Source organism: Luteibacter sp. NPDC031894 (assembly GCF_050273135.1).
Taxonomy (GTDB): Bacteria; Pseudomonadota; Gammaproteobacteria; order Xanthomonadales; family Rhodanobacteraceae; genus Luteibacter.
Genome location: NZ_JBNNMV010000002.1, coordinates 590,881 through 605,496, shown reverse-complemented (window position 1 = coordinate 605,496; position 14,616 = coordinate 590,881). Strand labels below are relative to the sequence as shown.

At 63.9% G+C, this 14,616-nt stretch carries 14 protein-coding genes; 9 read left to right on the top strand and 5 right to left on the bottom strand.

The genetic code is table 11. The features are described from left to right. Window positions 1-8: 8 nt before the first annotated feature. The 3 genes from yidC to rpmH form a co-directional block, all read right to left on the bottom strand. Window positions 9-1,715: a membrane protein insertase YidC gene (yidC, locus tag ACQKIE_RS08685; protein ID WP_427457948.1), complete on the bottom strand. Its 1,707-nt coding sequence runs from the start codon at window positions 1,713-1,715 to the stop codon at window positions 9-11. Window positions 1,716-1,780: 65 nt separating this feature from the next. Then, window positions 1,781-2,161: a ribonuclease P protein component gene (gene rnpA, locus ACQKIE_RS08680; RefSeq protein WP_427457945.1), complete on the bottom strand. Its 381-nt coding sequence runs from the start codon at window positions 2,159-2,161 to the stop codon at window positions 1,781-1,783. 14 nt (window positions 2,162-2,175) lie between these two features. Continuing rightward, the gene (gene rpmH / locus ACQKIE_RS08675) at window positions 2,176-2,310 is read right to left on the bottom strand and encodes a 50S ribosomal protein L34 (RefSeq protein WP_007082494.1); all 135 of its coding nucleotides are present in this window, start codon (window positions 2,308-2,310) and stop codon (window positions 2,176-2,178) included. A gap of 189 nt (window positions 2,311-2,499) precedes the next feature. Here rpmH and dnaA point away from each other — a divergent pair, with 189 nt between their 5' ends. The 9 genes from dnaA to ACQKIE_RS08630 all read left to right on the top strand — a co-directional run bounded on the left by dnaA (window position 2,500) and on the right by ACQKIE_RS08630 (window position 12,967). Beyond that, complete coding sequence (gene dnaA / locus ACQKIE_RS08670; RefSeq protein WP_427457942.1) at window positions 2,500-3,855, top strand: chromosomal replication initiator protein DnaA; 1,356 nt, start codon at window positions 2,500-2,502, stop codon at window positions 3,853-3,855. 213 nt (window positions 3,856-4,068) lie between these two features. Then, a complete protein-coding gene (gene dnaN / locus ACQKIE_RS08665; RefSeq protein ID WP_427457939.1) occupies window positions 4,069-5,169 on the top strand; it encodes a DNA polymerase III subunit beta in 1,101 nt (366 codons plus the stop codon). Between the two features lie 87 nt (window positions 5,170-5,256). Then, window positions 5,257-6,339: a DNA replication/repair protein RecF gene (gene recF, locus ACQKIE_RS08660; protein ID WP_427457935.1), complete on the top strand. Its 1,083-nt coding sequence runs from the start codon at window positions 5,257-5,259 to the stop codon at window positions 6,337-6,339. Between the two features lie 69 nt (window positions 6,340-6,408). Beyond that, a complete protein-coding gene (gene gyrB, locus ACQKIE_RS08655; protein ID WP_427457933.1) occupies window positions 6,409-8,853 on the top strand; it encodes a DNA topoisomerase (ATP-hydrolyzing) subunit B in 2,445 nt (814 codons plus the stop codon). A 285-nt stretch (window positions 8,854-9,138) separates the two neighbouring features. After that, complete coding sequence (locus tag ACQKIE_RS08650) at window positions 9,139-10,440, top strand: tetratricopeptide repeat protein (RefSeq protein WP_427457930.1); 1,302 nt, start codon at window positions 9,139-9,141, stop codon at window positions 10,438-10,440. 197 nt (window positions 10,441-10,637) lie between these two features. Then, window positions 10,638-11,300: an energy transducer TonB gene (locus ACQKIE_RS08645; protein ID WP_427457928.1), complete on the top strand. Its 663-nt coding sequence runs from the start codon at window positions 10,638-10,640 to the stop codon at window positions 11,298-11,300. A 50-nt stretch (window positions 11,301-11,350) separates the two neighbouring features. Then, a complete protein-coding gene (locus ACQKIE_RS08640) occupies window positions 11,351-12,121 on the top strand; it encodes a MotA/TolQ/ExbB proton channel family protein (RefSeq protein ID WP_427457925.1) in 771 nt (256 codons plus the stop codon). Between the two features lie 13 nt (window positions 12,122-12,134). After that, window positions 12,135-12,554 (top strand): ExbD/TolR family protein, encoded by a 420-nt coding sequence (locus ACQKIE_RS08635; protein WP_167029499.1) that lies wholly within the window; start codon window positions 12,135-12,137, stop codon window positions 12,552-12,554. 5 nt (window positions 12,555-12,559) lie between these two features. Beyond that, window positions 12,560-12,967, top strand: coding sequence for an ExbD/TolR family protein (locus ACQKIE_RS08630; RefSeq protein WP_072323403.1), 408 nt, complete (start codon window positions 12,560-12,562; stop codon window positions 12,965-12,967). Window positions 12,968-13,018: 51 nt separating this feature from the next. Here the strand turns inward: ACQKIE_RS08630 and ACQKIE_RS08625 are convergent, their stop codons facing one another. Beyond that, window positions 13,019-13,762: a pyridoxine 5'-phosphate synthase gene (locus tag ACQKIE_RS08625; protein WP_427457920.1), complete on the bottom strand. Its 744-nt coding sequence runs from the start codon at window positions 13,760-13,762 to the stop codon at window positions 13,019-13,021. Between the two features lie 142 nt (window positions 13,763-13,904). Further along, on the bottom strand, window positions 13,905-14,534 hold the full coding sequence (locus ACQKIE_RS08620) for a 4'-phosphopantetheinyl transferase family protein (RefSeq protein ID WP_427457917.1): 630 nt from the start codon (window positions 14,532-14,534) through the stop codon (window positions 13,905-13,907). Between the last annotated feature and the right edge of the window lie 82 nt (window positions 14,535-14,616).

Sequence of the window (14,616 nt, the reverse complement as noted above, 5' to 3'; positions counted from 1 at the left end):
CCTGTGGATCAAGCCGTCTTGGCCTTGATCTCGGCCCTGTCGACGCTGCGGTTGATCCACCACTGCTGGAGCAGGCTGGTGGCGCCGTTGACGGTCCAGTAAAGCACGAGGCCGGCCGGGAAGAAGGCGAAGAAGACGCCGAAGATCAGCGGCATCACCTTCATCATCTTGGCCTGGGTCGGGTCCATGCCGGCGGTCGGCATCATGCGCTGGGTAAGCAGCGTGACCAGGAAGTACAGCACCGGCAACACATAGAGCGGATCGGGCGCCGAGAGGTCGTGGATCCAGCCGAAGAACGGCGCGTGGCGCAATTCGATCGACTCCGACAGCACGCGGAGCAGGCCGATGAAGATGGGGAAGGTGATGAGGATGGGCAGGCAGCCCGCCATCGGGTTGACCTTCTCCTTCTTGTACAGCTCCATCATCGCCTGCTGCATCTTCATGCGATCGTCGCCGTAACGCTCCTTCAGCGCGGCGACGCGCGGCTGCAGCTTGCGCATGCGCGCGCCCGACCGGAACTGCGCATCGGTGAGCTTGAACAGCGCGGCCTTGATGAGCAGCACGAGCAGGATGATCGCCACGCCCCAGTTGCCGCTGATCGCGTGCAGCTGCGAGAGGAGCCAGTGCAGCGGCTGCGCGATAATCGTGAGCCAGCCGTAGTTGCTGGTGAGCTCGAGGCCGGGCGCGATGACGTCGAGCGTGCCCTGCAGCTTCGGACCGATGTAGAGGCGCGCGACGCTGTCGGCGGCCTGGCCGGGTGCGACCTGCATGGCCGGGCCGAAGGCGCGCACGAGGTAACGCGGCATGGCGGAGTTCGGATCGACGATCGTGCTGCTGTAGGTCACGTTCTGGTCGGCCGGCGGGATCCAGGCGACGAAGAAGTAGTGCTGCAGCATGCTGATCCAGCCGCCGGTGATCGCGTGGTTCAGCGGCTTCTTGGCGAAGTCGAGGAATGACAGCGATTCGAACTTGTTTTCCGGGCTGTACCACGCGGCACCGAAGAAGCTGTGCTGCGCCGGATCGGTGTAGCTCTTGAACCAGTTGGCCTTCGGCGCGGGAACGCGCTGCAGCTGGTGATAGGCGTTGCCGGTCCAGGCCACGCTGGAACCGTTCTCGACGCGCTGGTCGAGGTCCACCACGTAATCGGTGCGCTTCAACGTGTAGCGCTTCACAACCTTCACACCGGACGGATCGGTCCAGGTGAGGTCGAGACTCACCGACTTCTGGCCATCGGCAAGGACGGCTTCGCTTTTCTCGGCATGGAAGAGGGCGCGATGGTCGGGGGCGGCGCCGGTGCTGCTGACCAGGCCATCCTGCGCGGCGAAGAAGTGTTCCGGCGTGTCGTCGAGCAGTCGCGCCGGCGGCGGGTTCGGATTCTTCTTCGTCACCGGATCGTTCGGGTACGCGAGCAACTCGGAACGCACGATGCTTCCGCCGCGGGTATCGATCGTCAGGCGCAGCACGTCGTTAGCCAGCGTGACGAGTTCGCCCTTGCTGTCGGCGGACGAGGCAGACTCGGTCGGCACGGCAGCCGGCGCGGCGGCCCCGGGAATGCTGGTGTCCGTGTTCGGCTTGCCGGCGCCGGCACCGGCATCGGTCTGGGCTGCAGGCGTCGGGGCGACCGGTTGCGGACCGTAGTCCTTTTCCCATTCCGTCCACAGCAGGTACGCCACGAACATGAGCGCGAAGAAGAGGAGCGTGCGCGTTTGATTCATTGCTTAGGCCAGATCCGAATGGCGCCACGGCCGGCTGGCCGGGAAAGGCGGGAAGGACGGTGAGGTCAACGCGCGATTGTGCCGTCGGCACCCTCAGGCTTCAACGGCCGGATACGGCGCAGCAGGCCATCCAGCTCGGCCAGGAGCACCGCGCCGGTCTCGCCCACCGCGGTATCGCGGGCCATCACGAGGATATCGACCGGCGGCAGCGAAGGACGGGCGCGACGGAATGCCTCACGCGCCAGACGCTTGATCCGGTTGCGATCGACGGCGCGTTTCGAGCAGCGCTTGGAGATGGCCAGGCCGAGCCGGGCGGTGCCGGCGTCGTTGTTTCCGAAGCGCAAAAGAAAACAGCGGCCGCCGAGGCGACCGCTGACTGTGCGCAGGGCGGCGAAATCGGCGGCGCGGCGTAACCGCGCCTCGCGCGGCATGGCTGCGGCACGCACGACAGGCGAGCCGCTTACGGGATCAGGCGCTTGCGACCCTTCGCACGACGGGCGTTGATGATCTTGCGGCCGTCGGCGGTGGCCATGCGGGCGCGGAAGCCGTGCGTGCGTGCACGCTTGAGCTTGCTGGGCTGGAAAGTACGCTTCATGGCGCTACATCCGGATGAAGAGGGAAAAAGGCCCGAAAGTATGCGGGACATTCCGTAGGACTGTCAACCGCTTGGGCGAGAGAGGACACGGGTCTTCCGGCGAGGCGAGGCCCGAGGAGGGGGCGGAACACTGGTAGACTTCGTCGTCCACCCCGCGCGCATGCGCCCCTGCTGTGGCAAGAATACCTGATGAGTGATCTTTGGAGGCGCTGTCTCGAGCGTCTGGAAGGCGAGTTGACGTCCGAGGACGTCCACACCTGGCTGATGCCCCTGCAAGCCAGGGAGGATGGCCACGGCCTGTTCCTCTACGCGCCCAACCCCTATTCGCTGGACACGGTGCGCGAGCAGTACCTGGTCAAGATCCAGTCGATCGTGGAGCACCTGAGCGGGCGTGCCCTGCCCGTCCGCCTGGAAGTCGGTTCGTCCGGCGCCCGTCCGGCACCTTCGCGCCCCGCCTCGTCGACGGCGCACGCCCCGGCGCAGGCCGCGCCGCGCATGGCGGAGCCGGCGCACGAGCCGCCGCACGTGCACAACCTCGACCCGCACTACACGTTCGAAACCTTCGTGGAAGGCAAGTCGAACCAGCTCGGCAAGGCCGCGGCGATGCAGGTGGCGATGAATCCCGGCCGCGCCTACAACCCACTGCTGCTCTATGGCGGCACCGGCCTGGGCAAGACCCACTTGATGCATGCGGCCGGCAACCTGCTCATGCAGAACAACCCGGGCGCGAAGGTGCTTTACCTGCGCTCGGAACAGTTCGTCAGCGGCATGGTGAAGGCGCTGCAGCAAAAGAACATGGACGACTTCAAGCGCCGGTTCCGCTCCGTGGACGCGTTGTTGATCGACGACATCCAGTTCTTCGCGGGCAAGGACACCACGCAGGAAGAGTTCTTCCACACGTTCAACGCGCTGTTCGAGGCGAAGCAGCAGATCATCCTTACCTGCGACCGCTACCCGAAGGAACTGGACAAGCTGGAGCCGCGCCTCAAGTCCCGCTTAGGCTGGGGCCTCTCGGTGGCGATCGAGCCGCCGGATTTCGAGACGCGCGCGGCCATCCTGCTTTCCAAGGCGGCCGAGAAGGAGATGGAAGTCTCCGAGGACGTGGCGATGCTGCTGGCCAAGCGCATCCGGTCCAACGTGCGCGACCTCGAGGGCGCCCTCAACACGCTGGCCGCCCGCGCCAACTTCTACCGCAAGCCGATCACCACGGATTTCGCCGAGGAGACCTTGCGCGACCTGCTGAACACGCATGCGCAGGCCGTCACGGTGCCGAACATCCAGAAGACGGTGGCGGACTACTACCAGGTGCGCCTGTCGGACCTGCTCTCCAAGCGCCGTGTGCGCTCGCTGGCGCGTCCCCGGCAGGTCGCCATGGCCCTGTCCAAGGAACTGACCGAGCACAGCCTGCCTGAGATCGGGGAGGCCTTTGGTGGCCGCGACCATACGACGGTGCTGCATGCGTGCCGCACCATTCGCGGTTTCTGCGAAAAGGACGTACGGATGCGCCAGGATTGGGAGCAACTCATACGTATCTTGACGGGCTGAGAAGCTGTGGATAATAGGTGGATGGATGGAGGACGGTTTTGACGCCTGAAGTTATCCACAAGGCACCCACACGAAACCGCGTGTTCAAGCTAGTCGATATCAAGAATCAAGCTTCTGAAATTCAACGTGATTTCCGGCTTTTCAAGATATCCACCGGCCCAACAACAACTACCAATAAAATCTTAAAAACTTAAAAGCAGGAGTAGGGGACGCATGCAATTCAGCATCCAGAGGGAAGTACTGCTCAAACCCCTGCAGCAGGTGGTGGGCGTCGTGGAACGCCGCCAGACGCTGCCCGTGCTGGCCAACCTCCTCGTGCGCGCCTCCGGTAGCGAGGTCTCGTTCACCGGCACCGACCTCGAAGTCGAGATGATCGCCACCACCGCCGCCGACGGCGTGCAGGAAGGCGAGATCACGATTCCGGCCCGCAAGCTGTTCGACATCGTTCGCGCCTTGCCCGACGGCGCGAAGATCGACATCAAGTTGAACGGCGAGCGCATCGCGCTGAATGCCGGCCGCAGCCGGTTCACGCTGGCCACGCTGCCGTCCAGCGAGTTTCCGATCATCGACGAGATCGAACTGGTCGAGCGCGTGACGCTTCCCGAGGAAGTGCTGCGGGACCTGATGGATCGCACGGCCTTCGCCATGGCGAACCAGGACGTCCGTTATTACTTGAACGGCATGCTGCTGGATCTCCAGGAACACACGCTGCGCTGCGTCGCGACCGACGGCCACCGCCTGGCCCTGAAGGAAACGAAGCTGGAAAGCTCCGTTTCCACTCGCCGGCAGATCATCATTCCCCGCAAGGGCGTGAACGAACTGATCGGGCTGTTCGAGTCGGGCGAGGGCTCGGTCGAGCTGGAGTTCGGCCGGAACCACCTGCGCGTTCGTCGCGGTGGCGTGGTCTTTACCTCGAAGCTGATCGATGGCCGCTTCCCGGACTACGAGGCGGTGATCCCGCTCGGCGCCGACAAATCCGCCACGATCGAGCGCGACGTGCTCCGCAGCGCCTTGCAGCGCGCCGCGATCCTCTCCAACGAGAAGTATCGTGGTGTGAAGCTCGAACTGACCCCGGGGCGCATCAAGATCGTCGCGCACAATCCGGAGCAGGAAGAGGCCCAGGAAGAGGTGGAGGCCGAAACCGCGGTGGACGATTTGGCCGTTGGTTTCAACGTCGGCTACCTGCTCGACGCCTTGGGCGCCCTGCGCGGTGACAAGGTTCGCATCAACCTGCGCGATGCCCAGTCCAGCTGTCTGCTCCAGGAAGAGGGCAACGACGAAGCCCGCCATGTGGTCATGCCGCTTCGTCTCTGACGGCCTTCCACGCTAAAGTGCGGCCCATGACGCCGGGGATGTCTTCGACACCCCGGCGTTTCTCGTTTCGGATGGGATAAAGGCTGGATGAAGTTCGACCTGCTGCGGATCGCTGGCTTGCGCTGCCTCGACGAGGTGTCGGTGACACCGTCAGCCGGGATCAACGTGTTCGTGGGTCCCAATGGTGCCGGCAAGACGAGCGTTCTCGAGGCGGCATACCTGCTTTCGCACGGGCGCTCGTTCCGGGCGGGATCGCGCGACGTGCTGCTGAAGCGGGGGTCGGCTTCGCTCTCCGTCTTCGCCGAGGTAAAAAAGGGCGACGGGAGCGTCCGCCGGCTTGGCCTGGGTCGGGAGAGCGGCCGGTGGCAGGCCCGTGTCGATGGCGATGCCGCGGCATCGCTCGGTGCCTTGGTCCAGGAGTGTGCCGTTGTCTGCTTCGAGCCGGGATCCCACGACCTGATCGCCGGCGCCTCCGACGAGCGCCGTCGGTTCCTGGATTGGGGTCTGTTCCACGTGGAACATGGTTTCGTCGGGCAGTGGCGCCGCTACCAGAGGGCGCTGAAGCAGCGGAACGCTTTGCTTCGGGCGAACAACAGCGTCGACCCCGCCCAATTGGAGCCGTGGGAGGCTGAGCTGGCGGCATCGGGGGAGGGGATGACGACATACCGTCGCCAGTATCTCGACCGCCTGCTCCCGCACGTCCAGTCGTTCATGACCAACGTGCTTCCCGAACTGGGGGCGTTTTCCATCCGCTACCGCCCGGGGTGGGATGAGGCGGCCGATTTGGCCACCACGCTGGCAGAACGCCGCCTGCGAGACCTTGGGAGGGGCCACACGACCGTGGGACCCCACCGGGCGGACTTCACGGTGACGTTCGAGCAGGCCCCGTTGCGTGAGCACCTGTCCCGCGGGCAGGAGAAATTGTGCGCGTTGGCGTGTCTCCTGGGGCAAGCGTCGCTCCACGCCGAAATCCGCGGAGAATGGCCTGTGGTCTGCCTTGACGACCTTGCATCGGAGCTTGATCGTACCCATCAAGAGTGGGTAGTCGCGCAGCTTCTCGGCCGCGACGTCCAGGTCTTCGTGACGGGGACAGAGGTTCCCTCCGCCCTTGCCGCACAGCCGGTCACGATGTTCCACGTGGAACAGGGTGCCGTCACGGGTTTGCTATAATCGACCGACTGTCCCGAAGCCTTTCCGCGCCGCTCGGGGCCGCACTCTGGCGCCATCACCGGGCATCGCATGAACGAACCTCTCGATCCGACGACGAACTCGAACGCCTACGACTCCGGCAGCATCAAGGTCCTGAAGGGCCTCGACGCCGTCCGCAAGCGCCCCGGCATGTACATCGGCGACACCGACGACGGTACGGGCCTGCACCACATGGTGTTCGAGGTGGTGGATAACGCCATTGACGAGGCTCTGGCCGGCTACTGCGACTACGTCAAGGTCACCATCCTCCAGGACGGGTCGGTCAGCGTCGACGACAACGGCCGCGGCATCCCGGTCGACATGCATCCGGAAGAGGGCAAGTCGACCGCCGAAGTGGTCATGACCGTGCTCCATGCCGGCGGCAAGTTCGACGCCAACTCCTACAAAGTCTCCGGTGGCCTCCACGGCGTCGGCGTCTCCGTCGTGAACGCGCTCAGCGAGAAGCTGTGGCTGACGATCTGGCGCGACGGCAAGGAATACCGCCAGGAGTACGCCCACGGCGAACCCCAGGCTCCCATCGCCGCCGTCGCCGACGCGAACCGTCGCGGCACCATGGTCCGCTTCCTGCCCAGCCCGGCGACCTTCACCAGCAATATCGAGTTCCACTACGACATCCTGGCGAAGCGCCTGCGCGAGCTGGCCTTCCTCAACTCGGGCGTCACCATCGAGCTGGTGGACGAACGGAACGACCGCAAGGACATTTTCGCGTACGAGGGCGGCATCAAGTCCTTCGTGCAGCACCTGGCCCAGCTCAAGACGGCGTTGCACCCCAACGTCATCAGCTTCAGCTCGTTCTCCGAAGGCATCACCGTCGAAGTGGCGATGCAGTGGACGGACGCGTACCAGGAAACGATGTTCTGCTTCACCAACAACATCCCGCAGCGTGACGGCGGCACCCACCTCACGGGCTTCCGTGCGGCGCTCACCCGTACGCTGCAGAACTACATCGAGAAGGAAGGCCTGGCGAAGAACGCCAAGGTCGGCCTTTCCGGCGACGACATGCGCGAGGGCCTGATCGCCGTCCTCTCGGTGAAGGTGCCGGATCCGAAGTTCTCGTCGCAGACCAAGGACAAGCTGGTTTCCAGCGAGGTGAAGACGGCGGTGGAGCAGGTCGTCAACGACAAGCTCGCCGAGTTCCTCCTCGAGCACCCGGCAGAGAGCAAGGCCATCGCCTCCAAGGCCGTGGACGCCGCGCGTGCGCGCGAAGCGGCCCGCAAAGCCCGAGAAATGACCCGCCGCAAGGGTGCGCTGGACATCGCCGGCCTGCCGGGCAAGCTCGCCGACTGCCAGGAGAAGGATCCCGCGCTGTCCGAACTGTTCCTGGTGGAGGGTGACTCCGCAGGCGGTTCCGCGAAGCAGGGGCGTAATCGCCGTACGCAGGCCGTGCTGCCGTTGAAGGGCAAGATCCTCAACGTCGAGAAGGCCCGCTTCGACAAGATGATTGCCTCCGCCGAAGTCGGCACGCTGATCACCGCGCTCGGCACGGGCATCGGCAAGGAGGAATACAACCCGGACAAGCTGCGCTACCACCGCATCATCATCATGACCGACGCGGACGTGGACGGATCGCACATCCGTACGCTGCTGCTCACCTTCTTCTACCGCCAGATGCCGGAGCTCATCGAGCGCGGCCACGTCTACATCGGCCTGCCGCCGCTGTACAAGGTGAAGCAGGGCAAGCAGGAGATGTACATCAAGGACGACAACGTCCTGAACGAGTACCTGATCGCCAGCGCCGTGGACAACGCCTCGCTGACGCCGGAAGAGGGCGCCCCCGCCATCGACGGCGTGGCACTCGAGAAGCTGCTGCGCGACTACCAGGCGGCGCAGGACCAGATCCAGCGGCTGAGCCACCGCTTCGACGTGGCGTCGCTCACGGCCATGATCGAGCACACACCGCTCGAGGAAGGGCATTGGACCGACCCGGCTCGGATGCAGGCGTGGCTCGACGGCATCGCCACCCGCCTCAGTGCGAGCGGGCTCGGCAAGCCGACCTACAAGCTGCGTTTCCGTGCCGCGCTCAATGAGCAAGGCGCCGCGATCGAGGTCGAGCGCATGCAGCACGGCCTGAGCCACACCTGGATCATGCCGCAGGCGTTCTTCGCCGGTACCGAGTTCCGCGCCATCCACTCGATCGCGCAGCAGCTCTCGCAACTCGGTCTCCAGCCCGGTGCGGTCGTCCGGCGCGGCAACGGTTCGCGCGGCGTGCTGTCGTTCGCCGACGTGCGCAACTGGTTGCTCGAGGAAGCGAAGAAGGGCCGTACGATCCAGCGCTTCAAGGGCCTGGGCGAAATGAATCCCGAGCAGCTGTGGGAAACCACGGTGAACCCGGAAACTCGGCGCATGTTGCAGGTGGGCATCGAGGACGCGGTCGCGGCCGACCAGATGTTCTCCATGCTCATGGGCGAAGCGGTGGAACCCCGCCGCGACTTCATCGAGGCGAACGCGCTGAAGGTCGCGAATCTGGACATCTGATTCGCCCATAAAAGCACGTGCGACATCCAAAACGCCCGGTCGACGCTCGACCGGGCGTTTTTTATGAGCTGCATCACAGATCGCCGCAAAGGGGTCGAAAAGTGCGATTTCAAGGCAACCTTTTGCCTATAAATCGGTAAGCGCCAACATTCTTCTAACAAGTCGTTGTTTTGACTCTCCTTTTTTCTTGCGCTGCGACTTGTTCTTAGGAATAGAATCGGGTTAACCTCTGTAGTCCCCCGGAGTGCCGCCTTGTGCGAAGACTCCTACAACCGAGGTCATTCAATGAAACAGGGTTCCCTCAGCAAGTTGGCGCTCGCTACCGCGATCGCACTTTCGCTTGTCAGTGGTGCGGTGGTCGCTCGCGACACCAAGCCCCAGGAAAAGAAGGAAGCGCTGTACCCGAACGCCACGCGCACGGAACCCAAGCTCGACCTCAAGAGCGAGAAAGACCAGAAGGCCATCAACGAGGGCCTCGACGCCGCGAACAACGGCGAGAAAGACAAGGCGATGCAGATCCTGCAGCCGCTCGCCGATGGTTCGGGCACCAGCAGCAAGTACGCCCAGGCGCTCGCCCTCCAGGGCATCGCCAACATGAAGTACAACGACGGCGACATCAAAGGCGCCATCGCCACGCTGAAGCAGGCGCTCGATATCGGCGTCATGCCGAACGACACGTACTTCCAGCTGAAGTACATGTACACGCAGTTCCTCGTGGCCGACGAACAGTACGCGCCGGCACTGCAGTCGCTGCAGGAATGGCGTAACGAAGGCAAGAAGGAAACGGCCGATTCGTACGGCCTCGAAGGCAACATCGACTATCGCCTCGAGAAGTACCCGGAAGCGATCGCCGCGATCAACAAAGCCAAGTCCATGCCGGATGCCAAGCCGCAGGGTTCGTGGGACCAGATCCTCGCCGCCAGCTACGCGGAGACCGGCCAGGGCGACAAGGCGGCCGAACTCGCGCAGGCCGAGCTGCAGAAGAACCCGAACGATCCGACGGCCTTGAACAATGCTGCGTCGTCGTTGATCCAGGCGCAGAAATACCCCGAAGCCATCGCGCTGATGGAGAAGGGTCGCGCCGCCGGCGCTTTCAAGGATGAGAAGCAGTACGTCAACCTCGCGAAGGTCTACCTGATCGACGGCCAGGAACATGGCGACCGCCAGGAAGGCAATGCCTCCAAGGCCGCCGCGGTGCTCGACGACGGTCTGGCGAAGGGCGTGGTCAAGCCCAGCGCCGAGGTCTACAAGCTCCAGGGCGACGCCGCCATCACCGGCGGCAACGAAGCCGCCGCGCTGGCCGCGTACCAGAAGGCCGCGCCGCTCGCGAAGGACGGTGAAATCACGCTGAGCATCGCTCGGCTGCAGCTCAGCAAGAACCAGTACGGCGCCGCTGAAAAGTCGGCGACGGATGCCATCAGCAAGGGTGTGCAGCATAAGGGCCAGGCCTACATGCTGCGCGCGGAAGCCAAGCGTGGTCAGAAGAACAAGCAGGGTGCCATCGCGGACATGAAGCTCGCGGCTCAGGACCCTGAAACGTCTGCCAAGGCCAACGCCTGGTTGAAAACGGCAGGTACCGGCAAGTAAGCGCTTGTAAAGACCCGGAAGGGGGGTCTATGGATCGTCGTAAATCCTCCCTTCAGGTGCTATACAAACGCCATATGCTGGTGTAACTTGCTTATCTTTCCGCTTGCAGAAACCTGCGTTTTCGGCATTGTCAAGCCGTCGACGCCGGAAGAGCAGTGCGGGCTCACTTCCGCTTGATTAGCTCTTGATAGTGACTGATGGCCTCAAGTAACGAATCAACCGGCCAAGCGCCGTTCAGTTGGGGGCGCACCAGTGCGTTGGCTGTTGCCATCGCGCTGCACTCGTTCGCCTTCCTGCTGCTGGTCGCGCCCATGGCGCCGCCCAAGACGCAGGAAAAGCAGAAAGAGAAGGTCGTGCAGGTCGATTTCATCGAACCGCCACCGCCGCCCCCGCCTCCTCCGCCGCCGCCGCCGGAACCCCCAAAGCAGCCGCCGCCGAAAATCATTCAGCAGGTAAAGCCGCCACCGACACCGCCGCCGCCGGCACCGCCGCCGCCGGCTGTTGAAGAGGCGAGCACGAATGCCGTTCCGGCACCGCCGCCGGCGCCTCCCGCGCCGCCAGCACCGCCGGCTGACATCGCGCCCAGCGAGAATCTGTCGTACCGTCAGCGCAACCCGCCAAGATATCCGCCGCAGGCGATTCGTCAGCGGCATGAAGGTACGGTGATACTTCTGGTCCTCGTAGGTGTCGACGGTTCGCCGAAAGACATCAAGGTCGACCAGTCGAGCGGTTTCCGCGAACTGGACAAGGCAGCGCAGGATGCGGCAAGGAACTGGCGATTCAACCCGGGCAAGCGAGGCGGTCAGGCCGTCGAAGGCTATGCACGTGTCCCCGTTACGTTCAACCTAAACCAGCTGTAAGTCCTCACACTTACATCTCTGTTCACGCTTGACTTCCCAAGGGTAGCGTTATGTTGCAAGACACCTCCGCTCAGCCTGCTAATCCAGGTCAAAACTCCAATGCCGACGCCCTCAAGCAGATGGGCTTCGACCACCTGATCCACAACTTCGACTTCCTCGGTTGGATTGTGTTCGTGGTGCTGGTCGCGATGTCCGTACTCTCCTGGTACTTCATCGTCGCCAACTTCATCCGTAACAGCATGGTGCGTGCGCGCGCCGACAAGGTGATGCAGGGCTTCTGGAACACCTCGTCGACGCAGGAAGCCATTCGTATGCTCGAAGAGCAGCCGAAGGGCGAACCGTTCTCGAAGATCGCTCTCGATGCCGCTTCGGCCGTCGCTCACCACCAGGCAGCCGCCGGTGGTCGCCTCGCCGAGACGCTGTCGCGTTCGGAATTCATCGACCGCGCCCTGCGCCAGGCCGTCGCTCGCGAGAGCCTGCGTCTGGAAGGCGGCCTGACCCTGCTCGCCACGGTCGGTTCGTCGGCTCCGTTCATCGGTCTTCTCGGTACGGTGTGGGGTATCTACCACGCACTTATCGGTATCGCCGCTTCGGGCTCCGCTTCGATGGATAAGGTCGCCGGCCCCGTCGGTGAAGCGCTGATCATGACCGCGTTCGGTCTGTTCACCGCTATCCCGGCCGTGCTTGCGTACAACTTCTTCATGCGTTCGAACCGCCTGACCTATGCCCAGTTCGACGAATTCGCGCACGACCTGCACGACTTCTTCGCCACGGGCGCCCGCGTCGAAGGCACCGGTCCGGCTGCCGTCGTCAAGAAGTAAGAGGAACTGACCCATGGCTATGAGCAGCGGGGGCAACTCCGGTGGGCCGATGTCGGAAATCAACGTCACGCCGCTGGTCGACGTGATGCTGGTTCTGCTGATCATCTTCATGATCACGGCGCCGCTGATGTCCCATAAGGTCCAGATCGATCTGCCGAAGGCTAATCCGAACGTTAAGGATGACACCCCGGTCGAACCGATGGATCTCGCGGTCAAGCCGGACGGTACGTACTTCCTCAATGACGGCGAAGTCACTGAGGCTGAACTGAAGGCCCAGTTCGCGGTTGCGGCGGCGAAGTCGCCGCAGCCGGAACTCCAGATCCGTGCCGACCGCACCACCGAGTATCGGGTGGTCAAGAAGATCCTTGGCGATGCCAAGGAAGCGGGCATGGTCCATGTCGGCTTCATGTCGACTGGCAAGGCGGGGGAGTAACGAACATGGCATTCAGTTCAGGCAACTCCGGTGGCCCGATGTCGGACATCAACGTCACGCCGCTCGTCGACGTGATGCTGGTGCTCCTGATCATCTTCATGATCACGGCTCCGATGCTGTCGCATAAGATCAAGATCGATCTTCCGCAGCCGAACCCGAACATCGTCAACCCAGAGAATCCGCCGGATCCCGTCCGGCTGCAGATCCGCCAGGATGGCTCGCTGTATTGGAACGACACACCGGTCGACGAACTTGGCCTTCGTGCCCAGATCGCGGTGATCGCCCAGCAGTCGAACCAGCCGGAACTGCAGATCGACGCGGATGACGCGGTTCAGTACGAGGTCGTGGCACGCGTGCTTTCCGACGCAAAGGGCCAGGGCCTGACCAAGATCGGTTTCGTCAACGCGCAATAACCGATCGGTTGTCCGGTAACACCGAAAACCCCGCCTCACGGCGGGGTTTTTTTATTTCAGGATGTCGAGGTAGGCGCGGACTGTACTCGCCAGGCCCTGGTACAACGCCTCGCTGATCAAGGCATGTCCGATCGAGACCTCTGCCAGTCCCGGAATCGCCGACTTGAACGTGCCGAGGTTCGCCTGGCTCAGATCGTGTCCCGCATTCACCGCGAGACCGGCCTGTTGCGCGCGTCGCGCGGTGTCTGAAAAAGCGGCGAGCTCCCTGCGTGCGTCACCTTCCTCGAAGGCCTTCGCGTAAGGCCCCGTGTACAACTCGACGCGCTGGATGCCGATCGCTTTTGCCTCCTCGAATCCCGCACCGCCCGCATCGACGAACACGCTTACGCGGCAGCCGAGTTCACGGAATGCCGCGACCACCGGCTTCAGGGTCTCGATGTCCGTGGTGAGGTCGAAGCCGTGGTCGGAGGTGATCTGGCCATCGCCATCGGGCACCAGCGTGACCTGCGTCGGCCGCACTTCCCGCGCGAGTTCGAGAAGACCCGGGTACGCGCCACGCGGACCTGCGAAGGGATTGCCTTCGATGTTGTATTCCACGCGCCCGCGCAGCAAGCCGGCCAGCGTGCGAACGTCGTCAGGCGTCACATGGCGCATGTCGGGCCGTGGATGCACGGTGAGGCCGCGGCACCCGGCGTCGATGCAGCAGTTGGCGGCGGTGGCGATGTCGGGTTCGTGTCCGCCGCGGGAGTTGCGCAGTACGGCGATCTTGTTGAGGTTGACGCTGAGCAGGGTCATCGACGGTCCATAAAAAAACGCACGCCACCAAACGCGACGTGCGTAATGACTGTCATCCCAGCATAACTCGCCACGTCCCTGTGGCGCACTCCACGGTCACACTCACACACAAGGAATCAGACACAGCTCGCCGCGAAAAGGTTCAAAGCGGAAATGTGAAGACGCGGAGCGCACGTTGAGCACCCCGCCAGGCGACAGCGGCGACGAGGTCATCGGCCAGCGACAAGGGGCGGACCTGCCACTCGGCTGCGTCGCCCACGTCGCCCTCGAAAGCCTCCGGCTTGGCGCCCTCCTCGTTCAGGCTGAACGACACGCGGTGGAGTCCATAGGAAAGTCCGCCGCCGTGGGCCTTGAGCACCGCTTCCTTCGCGGTCCACAACGTGAGGAAGCCCTGCAGTTGCATTGCTGTCGGCAACGATCGGAGGTAAGCCGTCTCAGCCGGCGCGAAGAATCGCTGCGAGAGTTCGATCGCCCGGGCCCTCGGCCGCACGGTTTCCACGTCGACGCCCACTTCGAACCCAGCCGCTCCCCGGCCCACCGCGAGTAGCGCCACGTCGCCACTGTGCGACCAGTTGAAGCCCAGGCCGTCGTGGGGTGGCCCGAAGTGCGGTTTGCCGTGCTCGCCCCGCTCGATCGGCACCGTCTCGTCACCCGCATAGGACCGGAGGATGCCGGCGAACGCGCGCTCGCCGGCACCACCGGCCCAGCTGCTGCGCCAGATGTGGATCTCGTCATTCGCCAGGGGCGAGATGTGCGTTGCCGGTGGAGTCACCGGCACGATCCTAACCCGTGGGAGCGGTGGCGTCGCGAGGTCCTTCGGCACGGAATGAACGCGTCCGGGCGGGACGGGGCAA

Coding starts and splice junctions, on each gene's coding strand:
- dnaN (WP_427457939.1), top strand. CDS start 4,069: ATGCAATTCAGCATCCAGAGGGAAGTACTGCTCAAACCCCTGCAGCAG.
- recF (WP_427457935.1), top strand. CDS start 5,257: ATGAAGTTCGACCTGCTGCGGATCGCTGGCTTGCGCTGCCTCGACGAG.
- ACQKIE_RS08635 (WP_167029499.1), top strand. CDS start 12,135: ATGGCTATGAGCAGCGGGGGCAACTCCGGTGGGCCGATGTCGGAAATC.
- rpmH (WP_007082494.1), bottom strand. CDS start 2,310: ATGAAGCGTACTTTCCAGCCCAGCAAGCTCAAGCGTGCACGCACGCAC.
- gyrB (WP_427457933.1), top strand. CDS start 6,409: ATGAACGAACCTCTCGATCCGACGACGAACTCGAACGCCTACGACTCC.
- dnaA (WP_427457942.1), top strand. CDS start 2,500: ATGAGTGATCTTTGGAGGCGCTGTCTCGAGCGTCTGGAAGGCGAGTTG.
- ACQKIE_RS08650 (WP_427457930.1), top strand. CDS start 9,139: ATGAAACAGGGTTCCCTCAGCAAGTTGGCGCTCGCTACCGCGATCGCA.
- ACQKIE_RS08645 (WP_427457928.1), top strand. CDS start 10,638: ATGGCCTCAAGTAACGAATCAACCGGCCAAGCGCCGTTCAGTTGGGGG.
- ACQKIE_RS08625 (WP_427457920.1), bottom strand. CDS start 13,762: ATGACCCTGCTCAGCGTCAACCTCAACAAGATCGCCGTACTGCGCAAC.
- yidC (WP_427457948.1), bottom strand. CDS start 1,715: ATGAATCAAACGCGCACGCTCCTCTTCTTCGCGCTCATGTTCGTGGCG.
- ACQKIE_RS08640 (WP_427457925.1), top strand. CDS start 11,351: ATGTTGCAAGACACCTCCGCTCAGCCTGCTAATCCAGGTCAAAACTCC.
- ACQKIE_RS08630 (WP_072323403.1), top strand. CDS start 12,560: ATGGCATTCAGTTCAGGCAACTCCGGTGGCCCGATGTCGGACATCAAC.